Origin of the sequence: Streptomyces sp. 2P-4 (assembly GCF_030167965.1) — a bacterium.
Lineage (GTDB): Bacteria > Actinomycetota > Actinomycetes > Streptomycetales > Streptomycetaceae > Streptomyces > Streptomyces globosus_A.
Genome location: NZ_CP095011.1, coordinates 1 through 17,597, shown reverse-complemented (window position 1 = coordinate 17,597; position 17,597 = coordinate 1). Strand labels below are relative to the sequence as shown.

The 17,597-nt window shown below is 70.0% G+C and carries 13 protein-coding genes and 6 pseudogenes; 9 read left to right on the top strand and 10 right to left on the bottom strand.

The window, feature by feature from the left end; translation table 11 throughout:
• Complete coding sequence (locus MUK52_RS33255) at positions 1–279, bottom strand: hypothetical protein (RefSeq protein ID WP_502963640.1); 279 nt, start codon at positions 277–279, stop codon at positions 1–3.
• Positions 225–660: pseudogene (locus tag MUK52_RS00090) on the bottom strand (hypothetical protein); the annotation flags it as partial. The gene MUK52_RS33255 and the pseudogene MUK52_RS00090, both read right to left, overlap by 55 nt.
• A 207-nt stretch (positions 661–867) precedes the next feature.
• Between MUK52_RS00090 and MUK52_RS00085 the strand changes: the two are divergent.
• A pseudogene (locus MUK52_RS00085) lies at positions 868–1,339 on the top strand (GNAT family N-acetyltransferase); the annotation flags it as partial.
• Between the two features lie 646 nt (positions 1,340–1,985).
• Positions 1,986–2,423 (top strand): hypothetical protein, encoded by a 438-nt coding sequence (locus MUK52_RS00080; protein ID WP_472914256.1) that lies wholly within the window; start codon positions 1,986–1,988, stop codon positions 2,421–2,423.
• A gap of 154 nt (positions 2,424–2,577) precedes the next feature.
• Here MUK52_RS00080 and MUK52_RS00075 read toward each other — a convergent pair whose 3' ends face one another.
• The 4 genes and pseudogenes from MUK52_RS00075 to MUK52_RS00060 all read right to left on the bottom strand — a co-directional run.
• On the bottom strand, positions 2,578–3,240 hold the full coding sequence (locus MUK52_RS00075) for a maleylpyruvate isomerase mycothiol-dependent enzyme family protein (protein ID WP_284573937.1): 663 nt from the start codon (positions 3,238–3,240) through the stop codon (positions 2,578–2,580).
• A 255-nt stretch (positions 3,241–3,495) separates the two neighbouring features.
• Positions 3,496–4,980, bottom strand: a complete 1,485-nt coding sequence (locus MUK52_RS00070) for an oxygenase MpaB family protein (protein WP_284573935.1) — start codon at positions 4,978–4,980, stop codon at positions 3,496–3,498.
• Positions 4,977–5,663 carry a polyprenyl diphosphate synthase gene (gene uppS, locus MUK52_RS00065; RefSeq protein WP_472914257.1) on the bottom strand — a complete coding sequence of 229 codons (687 nt, stop codon included), beginning with the start codon at positions 5,661–5,663 and terminating at the stop codon, positions 4,977–4,979. Before uppS ends, MUK52_RS00070 begins: the two co-directional genes overlap by 4 nt.
• A 439-nt stretch (positions 5,664–6,102) precedes the next feature.
• Positions 6,103–6,276 (bottom strand): annotated as a pseudogene (locus MUK52_RS00060) (MmyB family transcriptional regulator); the annotation flags it as partial.
• 29 nt (positions 6,277–6,305) lie between these two features.
• On the opposite strand from MUK52_RS00060, the gene MUK52_RS00055 reads away from it, so the two are divergent.
• Positions 6,306–6,683, top strand: coding sequence for a hypothetical protein (locus MUK52_RS00055; protein ID WP_284581623.1), 378 nt, complete (start codon positions 6,306–6,308; stop codon positions 6,681–6,683).
• A 54-nt stretch (positions 6,684–6,737) separates the two neighbouring features.
• Here MUK52_RS00055 and MUK52_RS00050 read toward each other — a convergent pair.
• Positions 6,738–7,515, bottom strand: a pseudogene (locus tag MUK52_RS00050) (IS5 family transposase); the annotation flags it as partial.
• An 84-nt stretch (positions 7,516–7,599) separates the two neighbouring features.
• Between MUK52_RS00050 and MUK52_RS00045 the strand changes: the two are divergent.
• The 5 genes and pseudogenes from MUK52_RS00045 (at position 7,600) to MUK52_RS00025 (ending at position 11,649) form a co-directional block, all read left to right on the top strand.
• Entirely contained in the window at positions 7,600–8,307 is a 708-nt protein-coding gene (locus MUK52_RS00045) for a winged helix-turn-helix domain-containing protein (RefSeq protein ID WP_284573932.1), read from the top strand.
• Entirely contained in the window at positions 8,304–8,879 is a 576-nt protein-coding gene (locus MUK52_RS00040; RefSeq protein ID WP_284573930.1) for a transposase, read from the top strand. The genes MUK52_RS00045 and MUK52_RS00040 overlap by 4 nt, the downstream gene beginning before the upstream one ends.
• Before the next feature lie 90 nt (positions 8,880–8,969).
• Positions 8,970–9,509 carry an NUDIX domain-containing protein gene (locus MUK52_RS00035; RefSeq protein WP_114058692.1) on the top strand — a complete coding sequence of 180 codons (540 nt, stop codon included), beginning with the start codon at positions 8,970–8,972 and terminating at the stop codon, positions 9,507–9,509.
• Positions 9,510–9,788: 279 nt separating this feature from the next.
• Positions 9,789–11,007, top strand: a pseudogene (locus tag MUK52_RS00030) (IS256 family transposase).
• Between the two features lie 471 nt (positions 11,008–11,478).
• Positions 11,479–11,649 (top strand): hypothetical protein, encoded by a 171-nt coding sequence (locus MUK52_RS00025; protein WP_284573925.1) that lies wholly within the window; start codon positions 11,479–11,481, stop codon positions 11,647–11,649.
• Positions 11,650–12,008: 359 nt separating this feature from the next.
• On the opposite strand, the gene MUK52_RS00020 is transcribed toward MUK52_RS00025, so the two are convergent.
• The 3 genes and pseudogenes from MUK52_RS00020 to MUK52_RS00010 form a co-directional block, all read right to left on the bottom strand.
• Positions 12,009–12,587, bottom strand: a complete 579-nt coding sequence (locus MUK52_RS00020) for a hypothetical protein (protein WP_284573924.1) — start codon at positions 12,585–12,587, stop codon at positions 12,009–12,011.
• On the bottom strand, positions 12,584–13,039 hold the full coding sequence (locus tag MUK52_RS00015) for a PKD domain-containing protein (RefSeq protein ID WP_284581622.1): 456 nt from the start codon (positions 13,037–13,039) through the stop codon (positions 12,584–12,586). Before MUK52_RS00015 ends, MUK52_RS00020 begins: the two co-directional genes overlap by 4 nt.
• Before the next feature lie 688 nt (positions 13,040–13,727).
• Positions 13,728–16,360: pseudogene (locus MUK52_RS00010) on the bottom strand (helicase associated domain-containing protein).
• A gap of 677 nt (positions 16,361–17,037) precedes the next feature.
• On the opposite strand from MUK52_RS00010, the gene MUK52_RS00005 reads away from it, so the two are divergent.
• Positions 17,038–17,412: an ankyrin repeat domain-containing protein gene (locus MUK52_RS00005; protein ID WP_284573923.1), complete on the top strand. Its 375-nt coding sequence runs from the start codon at positions 17,038–17,040 to the stop codon at positions 17,410–17,412.
• Positions 17,413–17,597 lie beyond the last annotated feature (185 nt).

Sequence of the window (17,597 nt, the reverse complement as noted above, 5' to 3'; positions counted from 1 at the left end):
TCAGGCACCCAGGGCGGAGCCTGCCGTCATGACGGTGCGGGGCCCGCGGCGATCCAGGGTGCGCCCCATGCAGATCCCTGCGACCGCGGAGATGATGAGGCCGGCGGGGAACGCCGCGGCGGTCACACCGGTGCTCCAACCGGTGTCGGCGGTGATGGCCGGGTTGAGGACGGGGACGGCGTAGTAGACGATGCCCCAGCCGGTGACCTGGCTGAGGCGGAGGGCCCGGTGACCGCGTCGGCGTAGCCGCCGTCCACCGCGGCCTTCGCTGCCAGGCACAGGGCGCCGCGGGCGGGCAGCTGGTCGGCTTCGCCGCCCAAGGCGGAGCCGGAGATTCCGCGGCGCAGGATCCAAGTGGCGTGCGTGCCGGTACCGTCGTCGGCCCTGGCGAGGTGCGCGAGGGCGCTGAAGGCGGAGGCTCCGGAGCCGATGACGGCGGTGGGCTTGCCGAGGGTGTCGGCGAGGGGCTGGAGGTACAGGGCAGCCCAGTCGCCGCCGGTGGGGTAGGTGGCCGGGTCGGGCCTCACCCAGCCGGTCGGTGCGAGGAGCTTTTCGGCGGCGGGGTCGACGACCTCGCCCCAGGTGGAGAAGCCGCACGTGCGCCCACTCGCGGGTCGCGGTCCCGGCGTGGGGGCCGGCTTCGAGGACGAGGAAGTCCAAACACGGCGACGGGAGTTCGGTGGTGGGCTCGCTCGCGACATGCGCCTGTTTCGATAAGCGGCCACATGGATGTTCATCCAATCAAGAAGCTCAAGGAGGCCGGACTGCTGTCCTCCGAGCGCCGCGGAACATGGGTGACCGGGTCGAGCACGCCGTCCCTCTCTCCGCCATGGGCGCGCTCCTGTCCGGCGCTGCGAAGGTGACCGGGTGCGGACCGAAGCGCTCCTGCCCGAGCACGCCAAGCAGGTTCCCGCCGTCTACCAGGCGGGAATCGACGAGGGCAACGCCACCTTCGAAACCCGGGCTCCCGCCTGGGAGGCCTTCGACGAGGGCCGGCTGCCCCGGCACCGCTTCGTTGCCCTCGGGCGGCACCGTGCTGGGGTGGGTGGCCGCGAGCGCCGTTCCGGACCGGTGCGCATACGCGGGCGTGGTCGAGCACTCCGTATACGTCCACCCCGACGCCCGCGGCCGCGGCGTCGCCCGCGTACTCCTGGACGCCCTGATCGCCTCGACCGAGGCCGCCGGGATGGGGGCCATCCAGTCCGGGATCTTCCCCGAGAACGCCGCCGGCCTCGCCCTGCACCGGCGCGCCGGCTTCCGCGTCATCGGCACCCGCGAACGCATCGGCCGCCATCACGGCACGTGGCGTGAGGTCGTCCTGCTGGAGCGCCGCGCCCCGCGGTGTGCGCGGTGCCGCCGCGGCCCTGGGGCGGATGGGCGCTGTGGTGGCGGAGGTGCCTCGGTTCGGCAGGGGGCGGGCCGCAGCAGCGGGCTGCCGGCGTTGTAGGAGGGCTCGCGCGGGTGGATGGTGGGGTCGGGGCGGGGTGAACGTCTGTGTTCGGGGTAGGTTTGGTGGTAGCCGTTGGTGTGACCCGCGCTGCCGCATCCCTCTCTTCCGTGTGGTGGGGTGTTTTCCGGTACGGACCTCCTCGATCTCGCGGTCTCGGTGGTCGCGTGCTTCCTTCCCGTTCGCGGAAGGGGAGGGCTTCTCCTTCTACCGGGACGGCAGCCATGTACGGGCCCAGCCTGCAGTGTCCCCCTGTCCTACCGCGTACCTCTGCCCGGCCCCGAACCGGCCGCCGGCCGGGGCCGCCGGCCGGGGCCGCCGGAAACGGCACGGGTCTCCTTGTCCGCCCAGGCCCGTCGGCTGCCCCTGACCGGCACCACGGGCCCGTCCACCGACGCCCCGGACCCGGGCACCGCCCGCCGCGGCGCCGGCCCGGCATGGCTTCCTCCGGTCCCCGGGGCAGGGCATGAACGCGGCTGGGGGCTCCGGCCCCGGACCGGCCGCTTCACCTGCGGGAATGCGGGCCCACGTGTCGGCCTTGGCCGTTGAGGCGGAGCAGCTCGTACAGGACGGGGCGTGGGAGGTGGCGCCGGAGGACGCCGAGCTGGCCTGTCGGGCGGCGGAGAACCTGGCCGCGGTCATCGGCCCGCCGGCAGGGCAGGAGGACCTGTCCGGACTCGAGCGGTTGGAGCATCTGCGCGAGGCCTTGGCGGTCTTCGCCCTGACGACCGCCCGCACGCACGGATACCTGGCGTGGTTCCTGGCGGGGACCAGCACAGCCCTGGCCCCGGTGCTGCGCTGGCGTGCCCTGACGGCGGACCCGCGCCGCTCCTTCGGCACGGTCGTGCCCTCGGCGGCGGAACTGGCCGATGCTGAGGAAGCCGTCCGCCACGTGTGCGCTGCCCTCGCTGCGGTGGCCGGCGTGGCGGACGGCGGGAACACCGCGGACGCCAGGGGCCCCGGTTTTCTGACCTGACACCGGCTCCCGGGCCTGGGAGGCCAGAGCTCCTGCTCCCGCGCCTGTGGCGGCCACGGGCAACCTGACCTGCCCATCTCGGAGGTTGCGCTGCCGGTGGCGGGGCGTGACCGGCCCCGCTCTCCGGGCGCCGATGCCGATTCCGTCGTCGTGCTCAGGCCTGGGCGGGGCCTTGAGGTGAGCGCGTGGTGCTGTCCCACTTCCACCGGGTGAGCCGCTCTCGTCCCGTCGGCTCTCCTCGGCCGGTCGCCCACAGGAGGGTGTGCCAGGGGTCGCCGCCGGCAGGAACGTCGGGGAACAGCCTCTGCAGCACCCGCGCACAGATCGCCGCAGGTGCTTCCCAATCGAGGCCGAGGCCGAGAGCCAGGTCATCGGCGTGCACGAACAGTTCCACCAAACCCATGGCCGCCGAGCCCTCGGGATCCGTCGTTCCGAACACATGGAACGCACGCGCATGCGGCGGCGCTGTCCGCACCATCGCGACGAGGAGTGCCGCGCACGCCTCCAGCACCTGCACAAGGCCCTCCGGCCCGCCCTCCCGTTCGGCGAAGATCACGTTGAAGGGCTTGCCCGGAGCCTCCTGTCGCCAGATGAAGGGCACATCAGCGCCGGCCGGAGGCGCTTGCGGCCCCAGCTGCGCGGCATAGGCGAAGAGGTCGTCGGCCGAGTGCTCGGCGGTCTCCCAGCAGCTCCACTCCGGCGTCCCGGCCGCCCGGTTCCAGTCGGCGGCCAGAGCAGCCGGCTGACGAGGACGAGCCGGACGCTTCCGCGAGATCGTCCGCGGACACCGTTCCCACGGCACGAGGCTGTGCTGCATGTCCGAAGTGGGACATGCGCTGAGCCTACGAGCACGACGACGCGGGGCAGGACTGCGGGTGCCCCTGGCGGCCGCTCGGGCCCGGCCCCGTCGGCGGACGCCGGCCACGTCACCCAGGTCGGCCTCGCCCGCGCGCCGGCCATCGCCGGCCCTCCGGAGGCTGTCGCGGCGGGATCCGCCGGCGTCGACGGCCGTATCGCCGACAGCGGATGGACACAGCGGATCAGCCGACAGCCAGGTCGCGTGGACGTGCTCTCAGGCGTCGGCGAGGAGGGGGTCGTACGGGGTGTTCGTTCGGCGGCCCGACATGAAGGAGAGGAAGTCGCCGACGAAGGCGCTGCGGCTGTAGGTGTTGTCGGTGGTGGTGAGGTCGCGGTGGAAGGCGGTGCGGAAGAGGGTTCGGTACTCATCGGCGTCGATGGTGCCGCTGCCGTCCTTGTCGGTGGCGTCGAAGAGGACCTCGGCGACCCGGATGAGGGCGGGTCCGGCAAGGGAGGGTACGGCGGCGGCGTACTCGTCGGCGCTGATGCGGCCGTCGCCGTCGGTGTCGAGGGTGGCCTGGAGTTCGCGCCACCAGGAGGCGAAGGCGTCGTAGAGCCGGGTCTCTTCGGGTTCGTCCAGGTCCAGGCGGGTGGCCAGTTCGCGTGCCATGGCGGCGAGGTCGGGCCAGTCGAGCCGGCCGTCGCCGGTCTGGTCCAGCACCTGATGGAAGAACTCCTTCGCCGAGCGCCGGCCCTTCTCCGTGCCCGTGCCCTTCTCCGTGCCCGTGCCCGTGCCCGCGGCCGGGACGGTGCCGGGGTTGTCGCTCAGCGGTGTGAGCAGGCGGAGCAGGGCCGATGCCCGCTTCATACGGGCCCGCAGCGCGGCGACGGTCCGGGCACGGGGGTCGTCGCTGTCGGGCGCGAGGGAGATGATTTCGATGACCGTCTCGGCGCTGATCCATCCCGCGGGCAGGAATCGGGTGAGGCCGGCGGCGAGATAGGCGCCCTGCATCAGCGTCGGGGCGCCGGGCATCTCGGCCAGACCGGCCTTGCGCCGGTACGGCTCGGGAAGCGAGGCTACGGTGATCGCGCCGAGGAGCGGGCCGACGACGGCCCGGCCGGCCGCCCACAAGGTCGGTGCGGAGGCGAGCAGCGCGGGAGCGGGCAGGTGGTCGAAGAGCCGGTAGAGGATGACGCGCGCTGCCTCGGTGTTCTCCAGCTCGTCCTCGACGACCCTGTCGAAGTACCGCCAGAAGTCGCTGACGTCCTCGGGGAGCGCCCCGGCGTCGCCGTCGAGCGCGGCGAGGAACGCCCGGTATTCGGCGTACATGCGCTCCATGGTGTCCTGGTCGAGTGGCTGGCCGCTCAGTCGGCACATGGTCACGGCGCTCTCGAAGAGCGTGGCGACCACCCAGGCCCGGGTGGTGCGGTCCATGGCGTCGTAGGCGCGGCCGCGGGAGTCGGAGCCGCTCATGCGGGCGTGCAGCCTGTTGAGCCGGGCCGCCTCCCGTTCGCGTACCGCAGGATCGGTGTCGAACATCCGCCGCATGCTGAGGAAGGTGTTGCGCAGCCGCCGCCAGGGGTGGGCGACGAAGGTGGAGTTGTCGGCGAGAGCGGCACCGATCTGCGGATGGGCGGCCTCCAGCACGGTTGCACGGATCATGGCCAGTGCCCACCGGGGGTCGTCGAAGAAGGCACGGAACTGCGACTCCGGCCCGAACAGCGGCGGCTCGCCGGCCGTGGTGCTTCCGGTCGTCATGACGGGTCTCCGTTCGTCTGGGGCGGCACGCCGCCGAAGCGGCGGTCACGGCGCTGGTAGGTGTGCAGACAGGCGAGGAAGTCGGGGGCACGGAAGTCCGGCCAGAGCGCCTCGGGGAAGACCCACTCGGCGTAGGCGACCTGCCAGAGCATGAAGTTGGAGATGCGCTGTTCACCGGAGGTGCGGATGACGAGGTCCACGTCGGGGGTGTCGGGAAACGGCAGATGGTCCGCGAAGAGCCGCTCGGTCACCTCGTCGGCAGGCGTCCCACTGCGGATCAGCGACCTGGCGGCCTCCACGATGTCCCGCCGCCCGCCATGGTCGAAGGCGACGGTCAGCGTCATTCCCCGGTTGCCGGCGGTCAGCGTCGCCAGATCGCCGAAGTCCTGAGCCAGCTCCCGGGGGATGCGGGGGTCCGCGGCTCCGAGGAAGCGGCAGCGGATGCCGCGGGCCAGCAGAAGCGGCGCGTGCTTGCGCACGACCCGGCGGACCAGGCGCATCAGGTAGTCGACCTCGGAACCGGGACGGTTCCAGTTCTCGGTGGAGAAGGCGTACAGGCTGAGCCACTCGACGCCGGCCCCGCGGGCGGCCTCGATGATGTCGATGACGGTGGTCTCCGCGGCCTGATGGCCCGCCGTCCGCGGCAGCGCACGGCGCTGCGCCCAACGGCCGTTGCCGTCCATCACGCAGGCCACGTGCCGCGGCACCGCCCGTCCCGGCCCGTCGCCGTCCTGCCGCCCACCCGGGCGGTCCCCAGCCGCCCCGCGTGCGCGCTGGACGCCGCGGTCCGGTCCCGTGCCCCCGGGAGTGCCACGGTCGACACCACTGCGCTCGGCCACACCCACCCCGCATCCCCCGTACACGTGCCCCAGCGGGCGCATCTCTCCTCGGGAGTCTGACGGCTCGGGAGCGGCCTGACCGGCCGAACGGGCGACCGTCACCCCTGGCTCGCATGCCCGATTTCCTTCCGCGCCCGGCTCCTGCGGTGACAGGGATCGGAAACGCGGCGCACCCGGGCTGCTCCGTCACGAGGGGAGAGGCGCTGCATGAGGCCGCGGCCGCGGCGGGCTCCCCTCGTGGCCAGCATGCACCCCGGACGAGCGGTTCGCGGAGGCCGCGAGGTCAGTGGGCGTCGGCAGGCGCGTGGAGGGCGCCGAGGAGGGTGAGGGCCTCGGCGCCGGCGGTGCCGGCGGCAGCCTGGTAGAGGACGAGTTGCAGGCCGGGCGCCTCACGCACGTCGAAGGAACGGTAGGCGAGGGCGAGCGGACCGGCGTCCGGGTGGTGGAAGTGCTTGGGGTCCGATCCAGACGTGTCACGATGCCCTCATGAACATCCCTACTCCTGCGGCCCGTCGCCACATGCTCATCAAGGCCGTGATCACAGTCGCGGCGGCTGCGCCGGCACAGGTGGCTTGGCTGGAGAAGTACGACGTGCCGCCGGATGAGATCGCCTTGTGCTTCGATGACGCGTTCCGCCTTGCTGGGCATTTGGTCGAGGACGGGCAGCTCAGCCCGACGGTGCTGCCTCATCTGCGGGCGATTGACGAGGTGTTCGCTGAAATGAGCCGGACCGCGGGAGTGGACCGGTGGACGAAGGCGGCAATGTCCACGGACGTGGGATGGAATCGGGCCCGGCGGCTGGCCCGAGAAGTCCTCGCGGTGGAAGGCGAGGGCGAAGTACCGCTGCCCCACCCGTCTCAGTGACCGGCCCGTCTGGGCGGCATGTTTCCGCTCAGGCCGGGCGATCACCAGCCTCATTGCGACGTGGATCATGGCTTCGGAGCGGGCTGGGAGGGCTTGGTAGTCGCGGGCGAGGCGGCGGTGGTTCATGAGCCAGCCGAAGGTACGCTCGACGACCCAGCGGCGGGGCTGGACCACGAATCCCCTGGTTGTGGGATCGCGGCGGACGATCTCGACGTCGATGCCGAGGGTCGCGCCGTGTTCGATGACGGCGGTCTTGTAGCCCATGTCGGCCCAGGTCTTGCGTACGGTGGGGTGGTCGGAGGCGACCGCGGTCAGCAGGTGCTGGCCTGCGGTGCTGTCCTGGACGCTGGCGGCGGTGACCAGGACGGTCAGCAGGAGTCCGATCGTGTCGGTGACGATGTTCCGCTTCCGGCCGGCGATCTTTTTCCCGACGTCCACGCCCCTGGGTGGCCGCAGGGGCGTTGGTGGAGGTCTTGACGCTCTGGGAGTCGATGATGCAGGCCGTCGGCTCCGGATCGCGGCCCTCGCTGGCGCGGACCAGGCGGCGCAGGAGCCCGTCGAGATGCTCGAACACGCCGTCGCGTTGCCATCGGGCGAAGTAGGCGTAGACCGTTTGGTGGGGCGGGTAGTCGTGCGGGAGGTAGCGCCAGGGGATGCCCGTGCGGTCGACGTAGAGGATCGCGTCGAGGAGGGCTCGCAGGTCGTGCTCGGGCGGCCGGCCGAAGGCGAGTGCGCGTGCGGTCCGGGCCTGGCGCCAGGCTGTCAGGGTTGGTTCCACCAAGGCCCAGCGGGCGTCGGACAGGTCGCTCGGATATCGTCGACGATCCGTCATAACGACGGCATACTGCGGGATCGCCGCTCTGGCCAGGGTCCGCGGGAGTAGGCAGACAGATACTCTCCGGCCAGGCCTTTTGGAATGAGACAGAACGAAGTGCACAGTTCCGGCGGAAATTCGCGCGCCGGCGACACTCCTGCCACCACAGCTTTTGGAGTCACCACAGCAGAGCCGATCACACACCCCGCGAACCTGCTTGAAACGGCGATTTCAGAGACGAAACACCAATTACTGATCTTTTCGTTAGTTCTGTTGGTGCGGTGGAGTCGTTGGTGGGATCCTGATGGTGTGTCTTTCAAGCCTTCGCCTGTTGTTCCTCCTTTGACGCGGCCGCAGTTGGCCGAGGCCCGGCGTGTGCGGGCGGCCGCGTTGTTCGATCAGGGACGTTCGGGTGCCGAGATCGCGCGGATGCTGGGGGTCAGTGACGAGAGTGTGCGGCGGTGGAAACGGGTCTGGGAGGAAGGCGGCGCCGATGCTCTGCGCCGGCGCCCGGCCACCGGGCGTCCGCCCAAGCTGGACGATGTCCAGGTCGAGCGGGTGCGGACCGCTCTGGAGCAGGGCGCCCAAGCCCATGGCTTCGAGGCCGATCTGTGGACCCTGGAACGAGTCGGCCTGGTGGTCGATCGGGTGACAGGAGTGACGCTGTCGAGGGCGTCGGTGTGGCGGCTGCTGACCGGCCGGCTCGGATGGAGTCTGCAGCGGCCCGAACGGCGGGCGGTCGAGAGGGGCGAATCCGAGATCGCCCGCTGGATCGTGCACGAGTGGCCGCGCATCAAAAAGGGGCCGTGAACACACATGCCTGGATCGTCTTCCTCGACGAATCAGGTGTCTCGCTGCTGCCGCAGGTCCGCCGCACCTACGCACCCCGCGGCCGCACACCTCTCCTGCGGCACCGGCTGAACTGGAAACGCGCCTCGATGGCCGGCGCCCTCGGCTACCACGCCGCCGATCCCCATCGCGGTCCTCGGTTGTGCTTCCACCTCAAGCCCGGCAGCTACGACACCCCCGCTCTCATCGAGGTCCTGGAGCAGATGAAGGTGTTCTACCGCGGGGAGCAGGTGGTGCTGGTACGGGACGGGCTGTCCGCTCATTGGAGCCGGGCGATGCGGGCCTGGGTCGCCGAGCAGGACTGGCTCACCCTGGAGCGATTACCGGCTTACGCGCCTGAGCTGAACCCGGTGGAACTGCTGTGGTCCTCGCTCAAGAAGCGTGAGCTCGCCAACCTCGCCGGCGACCACCTCGCCGATGTCGCCGACGCCACCGAACAGGGCATCCGCCGGATCAACGACAACTCCCGATTGCCCTGGTCCTTCCTTGCCCACACCGGCCTCGCCCTCCACCCACCAGCCCCACAGAACTAACGAAAAGATCAGTCAGGCCCCGGGCGCGGGGTGGGTGAAGTCGGGGCGAAGCCCACCCGGTACCTGGCGCTGGCCGAGATACTGGCCGCCATGACGAACACCCCTGCCACACCCGCCCCGTTCTCCCGGATCAAGATCCGGACCGGGGCGCTGGTGTTCTGCGGCGACGACGTCGCCCTCATCCGCCGCGACCGCGCCGACTCCACCCACTACACCCCGCCCGGCGGCAACGTCGAGGACGGCGAAGACCTCGACGTTGCCCTCGCCCGGGAACTCGCCGAGGAACTCGGCCTGGACACGGCGCTCGCCGAAGGCGGAGACCTGCTGTGGGTCGTCGACCAGTGCGTCACCCGGCCCGGCCCGACTCCGCCCCCGCGCAAGCTCCACCTGATCTACCGCTTCCACATCAGCCCCGACGTCCGCGCGACGCTCGCCGAGCAGGAGCTGGACGAGCTGCCCGACGGCAGCCACGAAGTCGGCGTGATCGAGTGGATCGACTACCGCAAGACTGCCGAACTGCCGATCTTCCCGCCCATCGGCTCCGCCCTCGCCGCCCTCGCCGGCCCCCGTGCCGCCGTCGCCAACGCCGCCCTGGACGCCGTCACCGACGCGAACTACACCTGGGTCTGACCGAAGCGAAGCGAGGCAGCAAGCACCGCCGACCCGGCCCCCGAACCAGCCGTCCCGCGCCGTTCCGCGCGTGAACGCCGACGACCCGCTAGCCGCGTACAACAAGCGCAGGCGCCCGCCGATGGACGTCTACCGCCGTCACCGGCCCGTGCACGGCGGCGCCGGCCTCCGGCGGGACTGTAAATCGTTCGGTGTAACTTCCGATCAAGGAAGGTGCACCGATGGCCAGAGAACGTGACCGAGGCCGTCGAGGCGGCTGCGCGGCAGCGGGCCAGGGCGGTGGACGGCCGGCTGATTGATGAGCTGGTGTCCCGTGCCCAGGCCGAGGGCGTGCAGCTGACCGGTGAGGGCGGGCTGCTGCAGCAGTTGACGAAGCGGCTGCTGGAGTCTGCCCTGGAGGGTGGGATCACCGACCATCTTGGCTATGACAAGCACGACCCGGCGGGAAGAACGGCGGCAACTCCGCAACGGCACCCGCGCGAAGACCGTCCTGACCGAGGTCGGGCCGGTGGAGATATCCGTGCCCCGCGATCGCGGCGGCTCGTTCGAGCCGAAGATCGTCAGAAGCGGCAGAAGCGCCTGTCCGGCGTGGACGAGATGGTCATCTCCTGTCCGCGAAGGGCCTGACGACCGGTGAGGTCCAGGCCCACCTGGCCGAGGTCTATGGCGCCGAGGTCTCTCCAGAACGATCTCGACGATCACCGACAAGGTCCTCTAGGGCATGGCCGAATGGCAGAGCCGGCCCTTGGACGGCGTCTATCCGGTGGTGTTCATCGATGCGGTCCACGTGAAGATCCGTGACGGAGCCGTCGCCAACCGGCCTGTCTGCGTCGCCCTGGCCGTCACCGTCGAAGGCCGCCGCGACATCCTGGGGCTGTGGGCCGGCGACGGCGGCGCGGGCGCCGAGCACTGGATGCACATCCTCACCGAGATCAAGAACCGCGGCGTGAACGATGTCCTCATGCTCGTCTGCGACGGCCTGAAGGGCCTGCCCGACGCGGTCGAGACCGTCTGGCCGAGGACGATCGTGCAGACCTGCGTGGTCCACCTGCTGCGGAACTCCTTCCGCTATGCGGCCCGCCAGGACTGGGACAAGATCGCCAAGCTCCTCAAGCCCGTCTACACGGCGGCGACCGAGGAAGCCGCACTGGAGCGGTTCGCCGAGTTCGCCGACGCCTGGGGCCGCAAGTATCCGGCGATCGTGCGCCTGTGGGTGAACTCCTGGGAGGAGTTCACCCGTTCCTCCGCTTTGACACCGAGATCCGCCGCATCGTCTGCACCACGAACGCGATCGAGTCCGTGAACGCCCGCATCCGGCGGGCGGTCAAACCCGCGGGCACTTCCCGAACAGACCGCCGCCCTGAAGTGCGTCTACATGGCGATCATGTCGCTCGACCCCACCGGGAAGGGCCAGGCCCGCTGGACCATGCGCTGGAAGACCGCTCTGAACGCCTTCGACATCACCTTCGACGGCCGCCTCTCCGCAGCACGCCAGTAACCCCAACCACCCCCGTTACACCGTTCGATTGACAGACCCGTCTGGGATGGCCGGCCCGAGGCCGAGGAGGGGCATGGTGGCTGGGAGGAGAAGGCGGAAGATCGACTATGAGTCGGTCACCGGCGATGTGGCGGTGTGGGGTACGGGTTGCTCTGGGGACTTGATCCGGCTGGGCCGCCCCTGGGTGTGGCGGGTACGGTTGTGCTGTGCGGGGAGGGCTGAGGTCGAGAGGGTGACCCGGTCGGAGGGTACGGCGCACGGGGTGAAGCGGTACAGGATCGATTTCTGGCCGAAGGCGGGCTGAGCGGCGGGGCGGGCCCGCGTGGGCGGACCCGCCCCGCCGCGTGTGCATCAGGTGATCTTCACGATGAACCCGTCCTCGAGTCCGTCGATGATCCGGTTGTTGTTGTAGAAGCCCCGGTCGGCACCGGGGCCCGGCAGTCGTGTTGATCGATTGGCTGGAGGTCCGGGGTGCCGATCGAGTCTTTGACGGATGAGCAGGCTGCCGCGTATGCGGCGTTCCGTGGGGCGCCGTCCCGTACGGAGCTGGAGCGGTTCGTCTTCCTGGACGACGCGGACCGGGAGCTGATCGAAAGCAGTCAGGTGCGGCGGCCCCTGCGGCCGCCGCCCGCAGATCAGTAGGCGTCGTACTCGCCGAACCAGTCGACGATGTAGTGGACCTCCCGGCTGCTCTGGTTCCAGAGGTCGATGACGCCGTAGGGCCGGTCTTGGCCTGGACCAGGTTGGAGACGTCCTTGCCCGCCGTCCAGTTCAGCGCGGAGGTAGTGGGGCGAGGCGGCTTGACCGCGTACCCGTACTGGTACGCGTGGGCCGAGTTCGGGTCGGGAGCGACGGAGGTGTCCCGCTCCGGTCGTGCTGGCGACGGTGACGTTCGTGACGTAGGCCTCGATGGGAGGTCGTAGCGGTTCCCCGAATTCAGGTGCAGGGCGTAGTAACCGCCGGCGAAACAGGGCCAGGTGTTGGGAGGCAGGCCCCTGGTGTCAATGTGACGGAACGGGCCGCCTTCCGCCGGGAGGCCGAGCCGCCACGTGGCGAAGGCAGCCTTGCTGCCGGCACCGTAGTAGCCGACGACGTCGATAATCACGTCGGTCGGCCCAGGCCCCGTTGCGGACGTTGATCTTTCCGTCGGCGCCGACGGGGACGATGACCGAGTTGGCGACAGTCTGTCCGGCAGTGAAGTTCAGGCTGGAGGTGGACGGGGCCGCCTGGCCGCTCGGGAAAACCGTCAGGTGGCCCGTCTCCCGGGGGTTGGTGACAGTCACGTTGAGCGCCACAGCAGTCGCGCCGGCAGGGATACCGCTGCGGCCGGTGATCTGGACCCCGAAGGTGTCCTGTCCGGCGACCTGCCCGCGCGCCGCGCCGAGGCCTTCGCGGGTGTCGACGAAGCGGACCGGGTTCAGCGAGGTGTAGCCGTCGGCGGCCGCACGGTCGAAGTAGCCGGTCACGTCCGCGATCAGGTCCACGGCGTTCCAGCCGCCGTTGTACAGCTCGATGTACCCGTCCTTGCCGACGGGTACGATCACCTGGTTCGGGATGGTCTGCCCGGCGGTGTAGTTCACGTTCGAGGTCTTCGGCCTGTCCTGCCCGAGTGAACACTGACGTGCCCTCCGGCGGTGGCATTGGTCGCCGTGACGTTGAGGACGACCGCGGTGACGCCGGCCGGGACCTTCGCGTTGCCCGCGATCTTCAGCCGGACCGGCGTGTACGCCCCGACCTTCGACCGGGCCGCGCCGATACCGGCCCGGGTGTCGAGCAGCCGGGTGGGAGCGTGCGGAGCGAAGAAGGAACCCGGCGTCGTGAACGGGAGCCGGTTGACCGCCTGGACGTTGTTCACGGTGTCCGTGGCCGTCACGGTGACGGTGTAGTCGCCGGGCCGGGGGTAGGTGTGCCTGACGTCGTACAGGATCTGACCGCCGGTGACGGTGGCCGTGTGCGTCGTGCCGTCGCCCCAGGCGATGGTGACCTCGTGGGGGACGGGCGCCCCTTGGTAGAGGTTGACGCCGAAGGAGATGCTGCGGGCGGTCCTGGCATCGCCCGCATAAGGAGTTCGAGGTTCGAAGCGTCGGCGGAGGCCTGTGTCGAGCCGCCCTCCGCCGCGCTGGAAGGCAGGACCGTACGGACCGTGTTCTCGCCCGGACTGCGGAAGGTTCCGGACTCGGCGGCCGCCGCCTCGTCAGGAGCGGACTCGGGGGCGGTGCGGAAACCCAGGCGCCGCAGGACCGGCGGCCTGCGCCGCGCCCGGTATGAGACCGACGCCGACCGCGAGAGCGGCAGCTGAGACAACGAGTCGGCGACTGCGCACCGGCCCCCCAATTCTGTTGCTGATTGAACGAGTTCGAAAGCCCGCCCAGCGTACCGATCGGAACGGACATGTCATACGCCTGACCAGGGCTGATCAGGGCACGGTCTGATCACATCGGGGCTGGGGCGCCGCTCGGGCCGGGCGGGGCGCCAGACTGGTTGCTTTCGCGTGCCGTCAGGGCCAGGGCGAGCGCCGCGGAGGCGGTGACCGCGATGCAGGAGACGGCGAAGGCGGCCCGGTGGCGGTGGGCGGCTCACGCGCTGCGGCGCGGGCTCCTCGTCGCGGCCGTCTTCTTGGCGTCCCGTCTTGCGCGGTGCTGCTGGTCTTCTGCTTGGCGGGAGGTCGTGCACGGTGGCGGGTTCGCCGCGGGTGGCTTTCGCGTTCTTCTGCGCGGGTATTACGCCCAGTCGACGCCGAGCTTCCGCAGTGCGTCCAGCTGCTCCACGTTGAGCTTGTCCCGGCGGGTTTTGGTGTTGGAGATCCATACGCCCAGCTTTACGATCACCGGCTCGGTCTCGTCGTCGGCCGTGATTTCCTCGGCGTGGTTGCGGGGGACGGGCCGGTGGGCGCCTTCCCGTTCGACCCATTGCGTGAGGGCTGCAAGGCCCCGTTGGAATGCCTGTTGTGCCTTGCTCGGCCCCTTCGCCGTACGCGCTGCCGTCGAGGCCGGAGGCGGCGCCTGGGCGGGTTCGACGCCCAGTGCGGTGAGCCGTGTCTGCTGTTCGGGCAGGAGTCGTGTCCAGGTGGTCGGCTGTTTCTGTTGTTGGAGCCAGCGTCCGATGTCGTCGCCGTCCATGAGTACGCCGGGGGCGATGTCGGGCAGGTGTCCGTCGGCGTCGACGAGGTCGGCGAGGACGCGGTAGTGGCGCTGCCAGTCCAGCGGCCAGGGGCAGTCCCAGTCCGAGTCGATCTCCGTCAGCTGCGCCGCGCGCACGGCGCCGCCGTTCGGGTCCTTGCCGAGGCCGTTCTTGGTGCCCTTGCGGCGGAGGTTGGCCACGTATTGGCCGATGGGCACCATGGCGTCGTTCTCGCCCCACATGGCGTCTTGCCGGGGGCGAGGTGGCCGGTGGCGCGCCGGTAGGACCGGAGCACGGCGAGCTTGCTTCCACGCCTCCTCGCCGGGTTCCCACCATCCCTGCCTCCGGCGCGTCTAGCAGGGTCTTGCGCCGCTCCTCGAGCTCCCGGTGCGTAGGGCTTTGCGCTGCTGGTGCACCCACCTGCCGAGTGGGAACGCCTTGGTTACGCCGACCTCGGTCTCGGTGTCGTACGGGACGGCGTACAGGCCGGTGATCCCGTTCTCGGCCCGCCACCGCAGCAGGGCCTGGTAGCCCTCCAGCCACACCAGCGACTCGGGCCGGTAGACCCGGGTGCGCAGGAACGCGGCGATGGTGGCGGCGTCGCGGGGCTGGAGAGTGCAGCAGCGCCGACTCCGCGGCCGCGTCGGTGTCGTCCTCCTGGTCCTCGCCCTCCCCGCCGGCCCCGATGATCCGGCCGTCCTCGTCGCGCCGGACGTGGACTTTGCGCTTGCCGCTCGTCAGGGCGCGGGAGGCGAGCTGCTCGACGAGGCGTTCATCGTGACTGCGCAGGCCCTGAAGGACCGCTACGAGCGGCGAAGCTGGCGGAGGCGACCATGTCGGTGGGGTCCTCGTTCGGCTCCAGGAAGATGGGCACGATGATCCGGGCGATCTTCGTGGTGCCGTCCTTGTTGAGTCGGAGCGCGCGGCCGATGTTCTGGACGATTTCGACCTGGGAGCCGCGGGTGTCGGCGAAGCAGATGGCCTCGACCCCGCGCTCGCCGGTGATGTCGACGCCTTCCCCGAGGACGCGGACGGAGGCGAGAAGGCCCGTGTACACGTCTGTTGTTGGCGTCGATGCCGTTGGCGAATTGGCGCAGGACTTCGCGGCGCTCGGTGACGAGGTGGTCCCCGCATGCGGACCAGACCCGGTCGGGCGGGACGTGGCGGCCGGCTTCCAGTTCGTAGAACTCCGCGTCGATGGACGACTTCGGCAGCCTCTCCGCGGCCGCCAGATCGGCATCCGAGGCGTGGGTGGCGTACAGCTCGGCCGCCGTTTCGGGCAGCTTCTCCGCGAACGCGGCGGCCTCTTCCACCTTCTGGTGGAAGGTCATGACGGTGCGGAGGTTGTACGCCGCGGCGTGCTCCAGGAGCGCGGTCTGCAGGAGCGCCAGGCGCCGGCCCCGCCGCGCCTCCTCCGTTTCCGAGGACGGGGAGGGTCGTGGATCTCCAGGACGTCGATTTCGAAGCCGGCGAGGATTCCCCGCTCGATCGCCTCGCTGAGGCCGAGCTCGGCCAGCCATGCCCCGTACGTGCCGTCCGGGTCGTCTGCCATGGAAGCGATCTCCAGCTCCTGGCCGCCAACGGTCTTCTGCGGGCGGGCGGCTGCGAGGATGCGCGGGGTGGCGGTGAGGTAGAGCCGGAAGTGGGCGGGGATGCGGGTGTTGTCGTGGATGGCGGCCCAGGGCGTCCGAGGTCGCCTGCGGTGCCGTGGGCTTCGTCGACGATGGCGAGGTCGAAGCCTGCCATCTGCTGTCCGTAGAGCCGTTCCCCGCCTGCAAGGGCGGCCTCCAGAGGCCCGCGGACCTTCCGTCGGCCTTCGGGTGCGTCGGTGTCCTCGCGGTCCACGAGGGCGTACGTGGCGAACACGACTACAGGCCCGTGCCCGGCCACAGGGCGAGTTGAATGGGGTTGGTGGTGGTGCGCACGCCGAGCTTGTTCAGGACTGGGTCGTTTTCCAGCGAGCACACCGCGACCATCGGGGTCGGTGGCCCACCAGGCGCCATGCCTGGGCGGTCTGGGCGAGGAGGTCTAGGGTGGGGACGGTGACGAGGATTCGGCCGTCGGGGAAGCAGTCCAGCGCGCTCGCGGCGGCCGTGATCGTCTTCCCTGACCCTGTCGCGGACACGATCGTGGCCCGAGCGCCTTGCGGGGGCACGGATGATCTTGCAGGAAATCCCACCCAGTTTCGGAAACTCGATTTCTGATCCACTTGGTGCTCTCGGAGTGCGATCAAAAGTTCTCCTGGTTCGGGTAGGACCTGTTCGACGGATGTGATGTGGCTCGTCCGGTAGGCGCCTTCGGGTCGCTCGTAGGTGTTCCAGGCTCGGTGGGCTGCCTCGCTGAGCGTGCCGGCCATCAGGTGGACGACGAAGTCGGCGCCAGCTGAGGCGTGCTGGCCGATGGGTCGGCCGGTGATGCGGTAGACCCGGTGTCTGAGCAGTTCGAGGGGCGCCTGACCGTCAGGCTTTCTTGCGTGTGCCCGGTCTTCTTCAAGGCGTCGTAGCCGTTGCTCCTCATGGCGGACGGCGCGTGGGTCCTTGGAGGGCTCGTAGTGGGGCATCCGTTGTTCGGTCATGGCGTGAGCGATCCGTCGCCACTGGTTGTGCTGAAAAGAAGCGATCCACCCCTCGCTCAGTGCGAGCGGCTCGACCGACCCGGTACTCGCGAGCGCCTCGCGTTCCTGCGCGAGACGTACCTGCTCCGTAACCTGGGCCAGGTCCATGCCCGTCGCTCTTCTCAGCACGAGGCGAGCTAATTCATGGGGCAGGTACTCGTAGACAGACATCCGTGAACCCTGACTCGAAGCTCCGGGAAGGAGTGACCCTATTTCCCCAATGGTACATGCTGCATCATGTAGGGTCGAAGGCGAGCGCATAGCTGACAGTGTGTAGTGGAACTAAAGAGAGCCGAATGGTCGAGAACCCCTGGACGCCCGCCCACCAGGCGGTCGAGTCCAGCGACCACGCCGCGCTGACCCGCCTCCTCGAGGAAGGCGCAGACGTCAACGAGGTCTGCTGCGGAATGACTCTCTTGGAGCATGCCATCGACCTGGAAGGGGACTCGGCACTTCAGTCAGGGGCCCCGATCGACAGCCGGCTCACAGTGATCCTGCTGGCCTACGGGGCCGATCCGAGACCGCAACCCCCGGGGAGCATGAGCGCGGTCGATCTGGCCGACTACTACGGTCACGATATCGCCTACCGCCTGATAGACCGCATCACCTCAGCTACTGCCAGCCGCCCGCGAAGCGGGCTGTGGTCCTGGAGGCGAAGCCGGAAGGACTGACGGACGTGAGTGAAGCGCACGCCCAATGGGCCGAAAGACGGACGGACTCTGTGAAATGGCGCCACCGGGGCATGGCCCTGGAGGCGAAGCCGGAGACCGGGGAGCGCATCCACCCCAGCCGCCACCCCAAACCCTTTGCAGCCAGCCCGGCCCGCGCCAGCGCCGTGGCGTCCCATGCAGCGCAG

Bases quoted from the DNA above. Each gene is read 5' to 3' on its own strand.
- MUK52_RS00075 (WP_284573937.1), bottom strand. From the start codon at position 3,240: ATGCAGCACAGCCTCGTGCCGTGGGAACGGTGTCCGCGGACGATCTCG.
- MUK52_RS00070 (WP_284573935.1), bottom strand. From the start codon at position 4,980: ATGACGACCGGAAGCACCACGGCCGGCGAGCCGCCGCTGTTCGGGCCG.
- uppS (WP_472914257.1), bottom strand. From the start codon at position 5,663: ATGGACGGCAACGGCCGTTGGGCGCAGCGCCGTGCGCTGCCGCGGACG.
- MUK52_RS00055 (WP_284581623.1), top strand. From the start codon at position 6,306: ATGAACATCCCTACTCCTGCGGCCCGTCGCCACATGCTCATCAAGGCC.
- MUK52_RS00045 (WP_284573932.1), top strand. From the start codon at position 7,600: ATGAGACAGAACGAAGTGCACAGTTCCGGCGGAAATTCGCGCGCCGGC.
- MUK52_RS00035 (WP_114058692.1), top strand. From the start codon at position 8,970: ATGACGAACACCCCTGCCACACCCGCCCCGTTCTCCCGGATCAAGATC.
- MUK52_RS00005 (WP_284573923.1), top strand. From the start codon at position 17,038: ATGGTCGAGAACCCCTGGACGCCCGCCCACCAGGCGGTCGAGTCCAGC.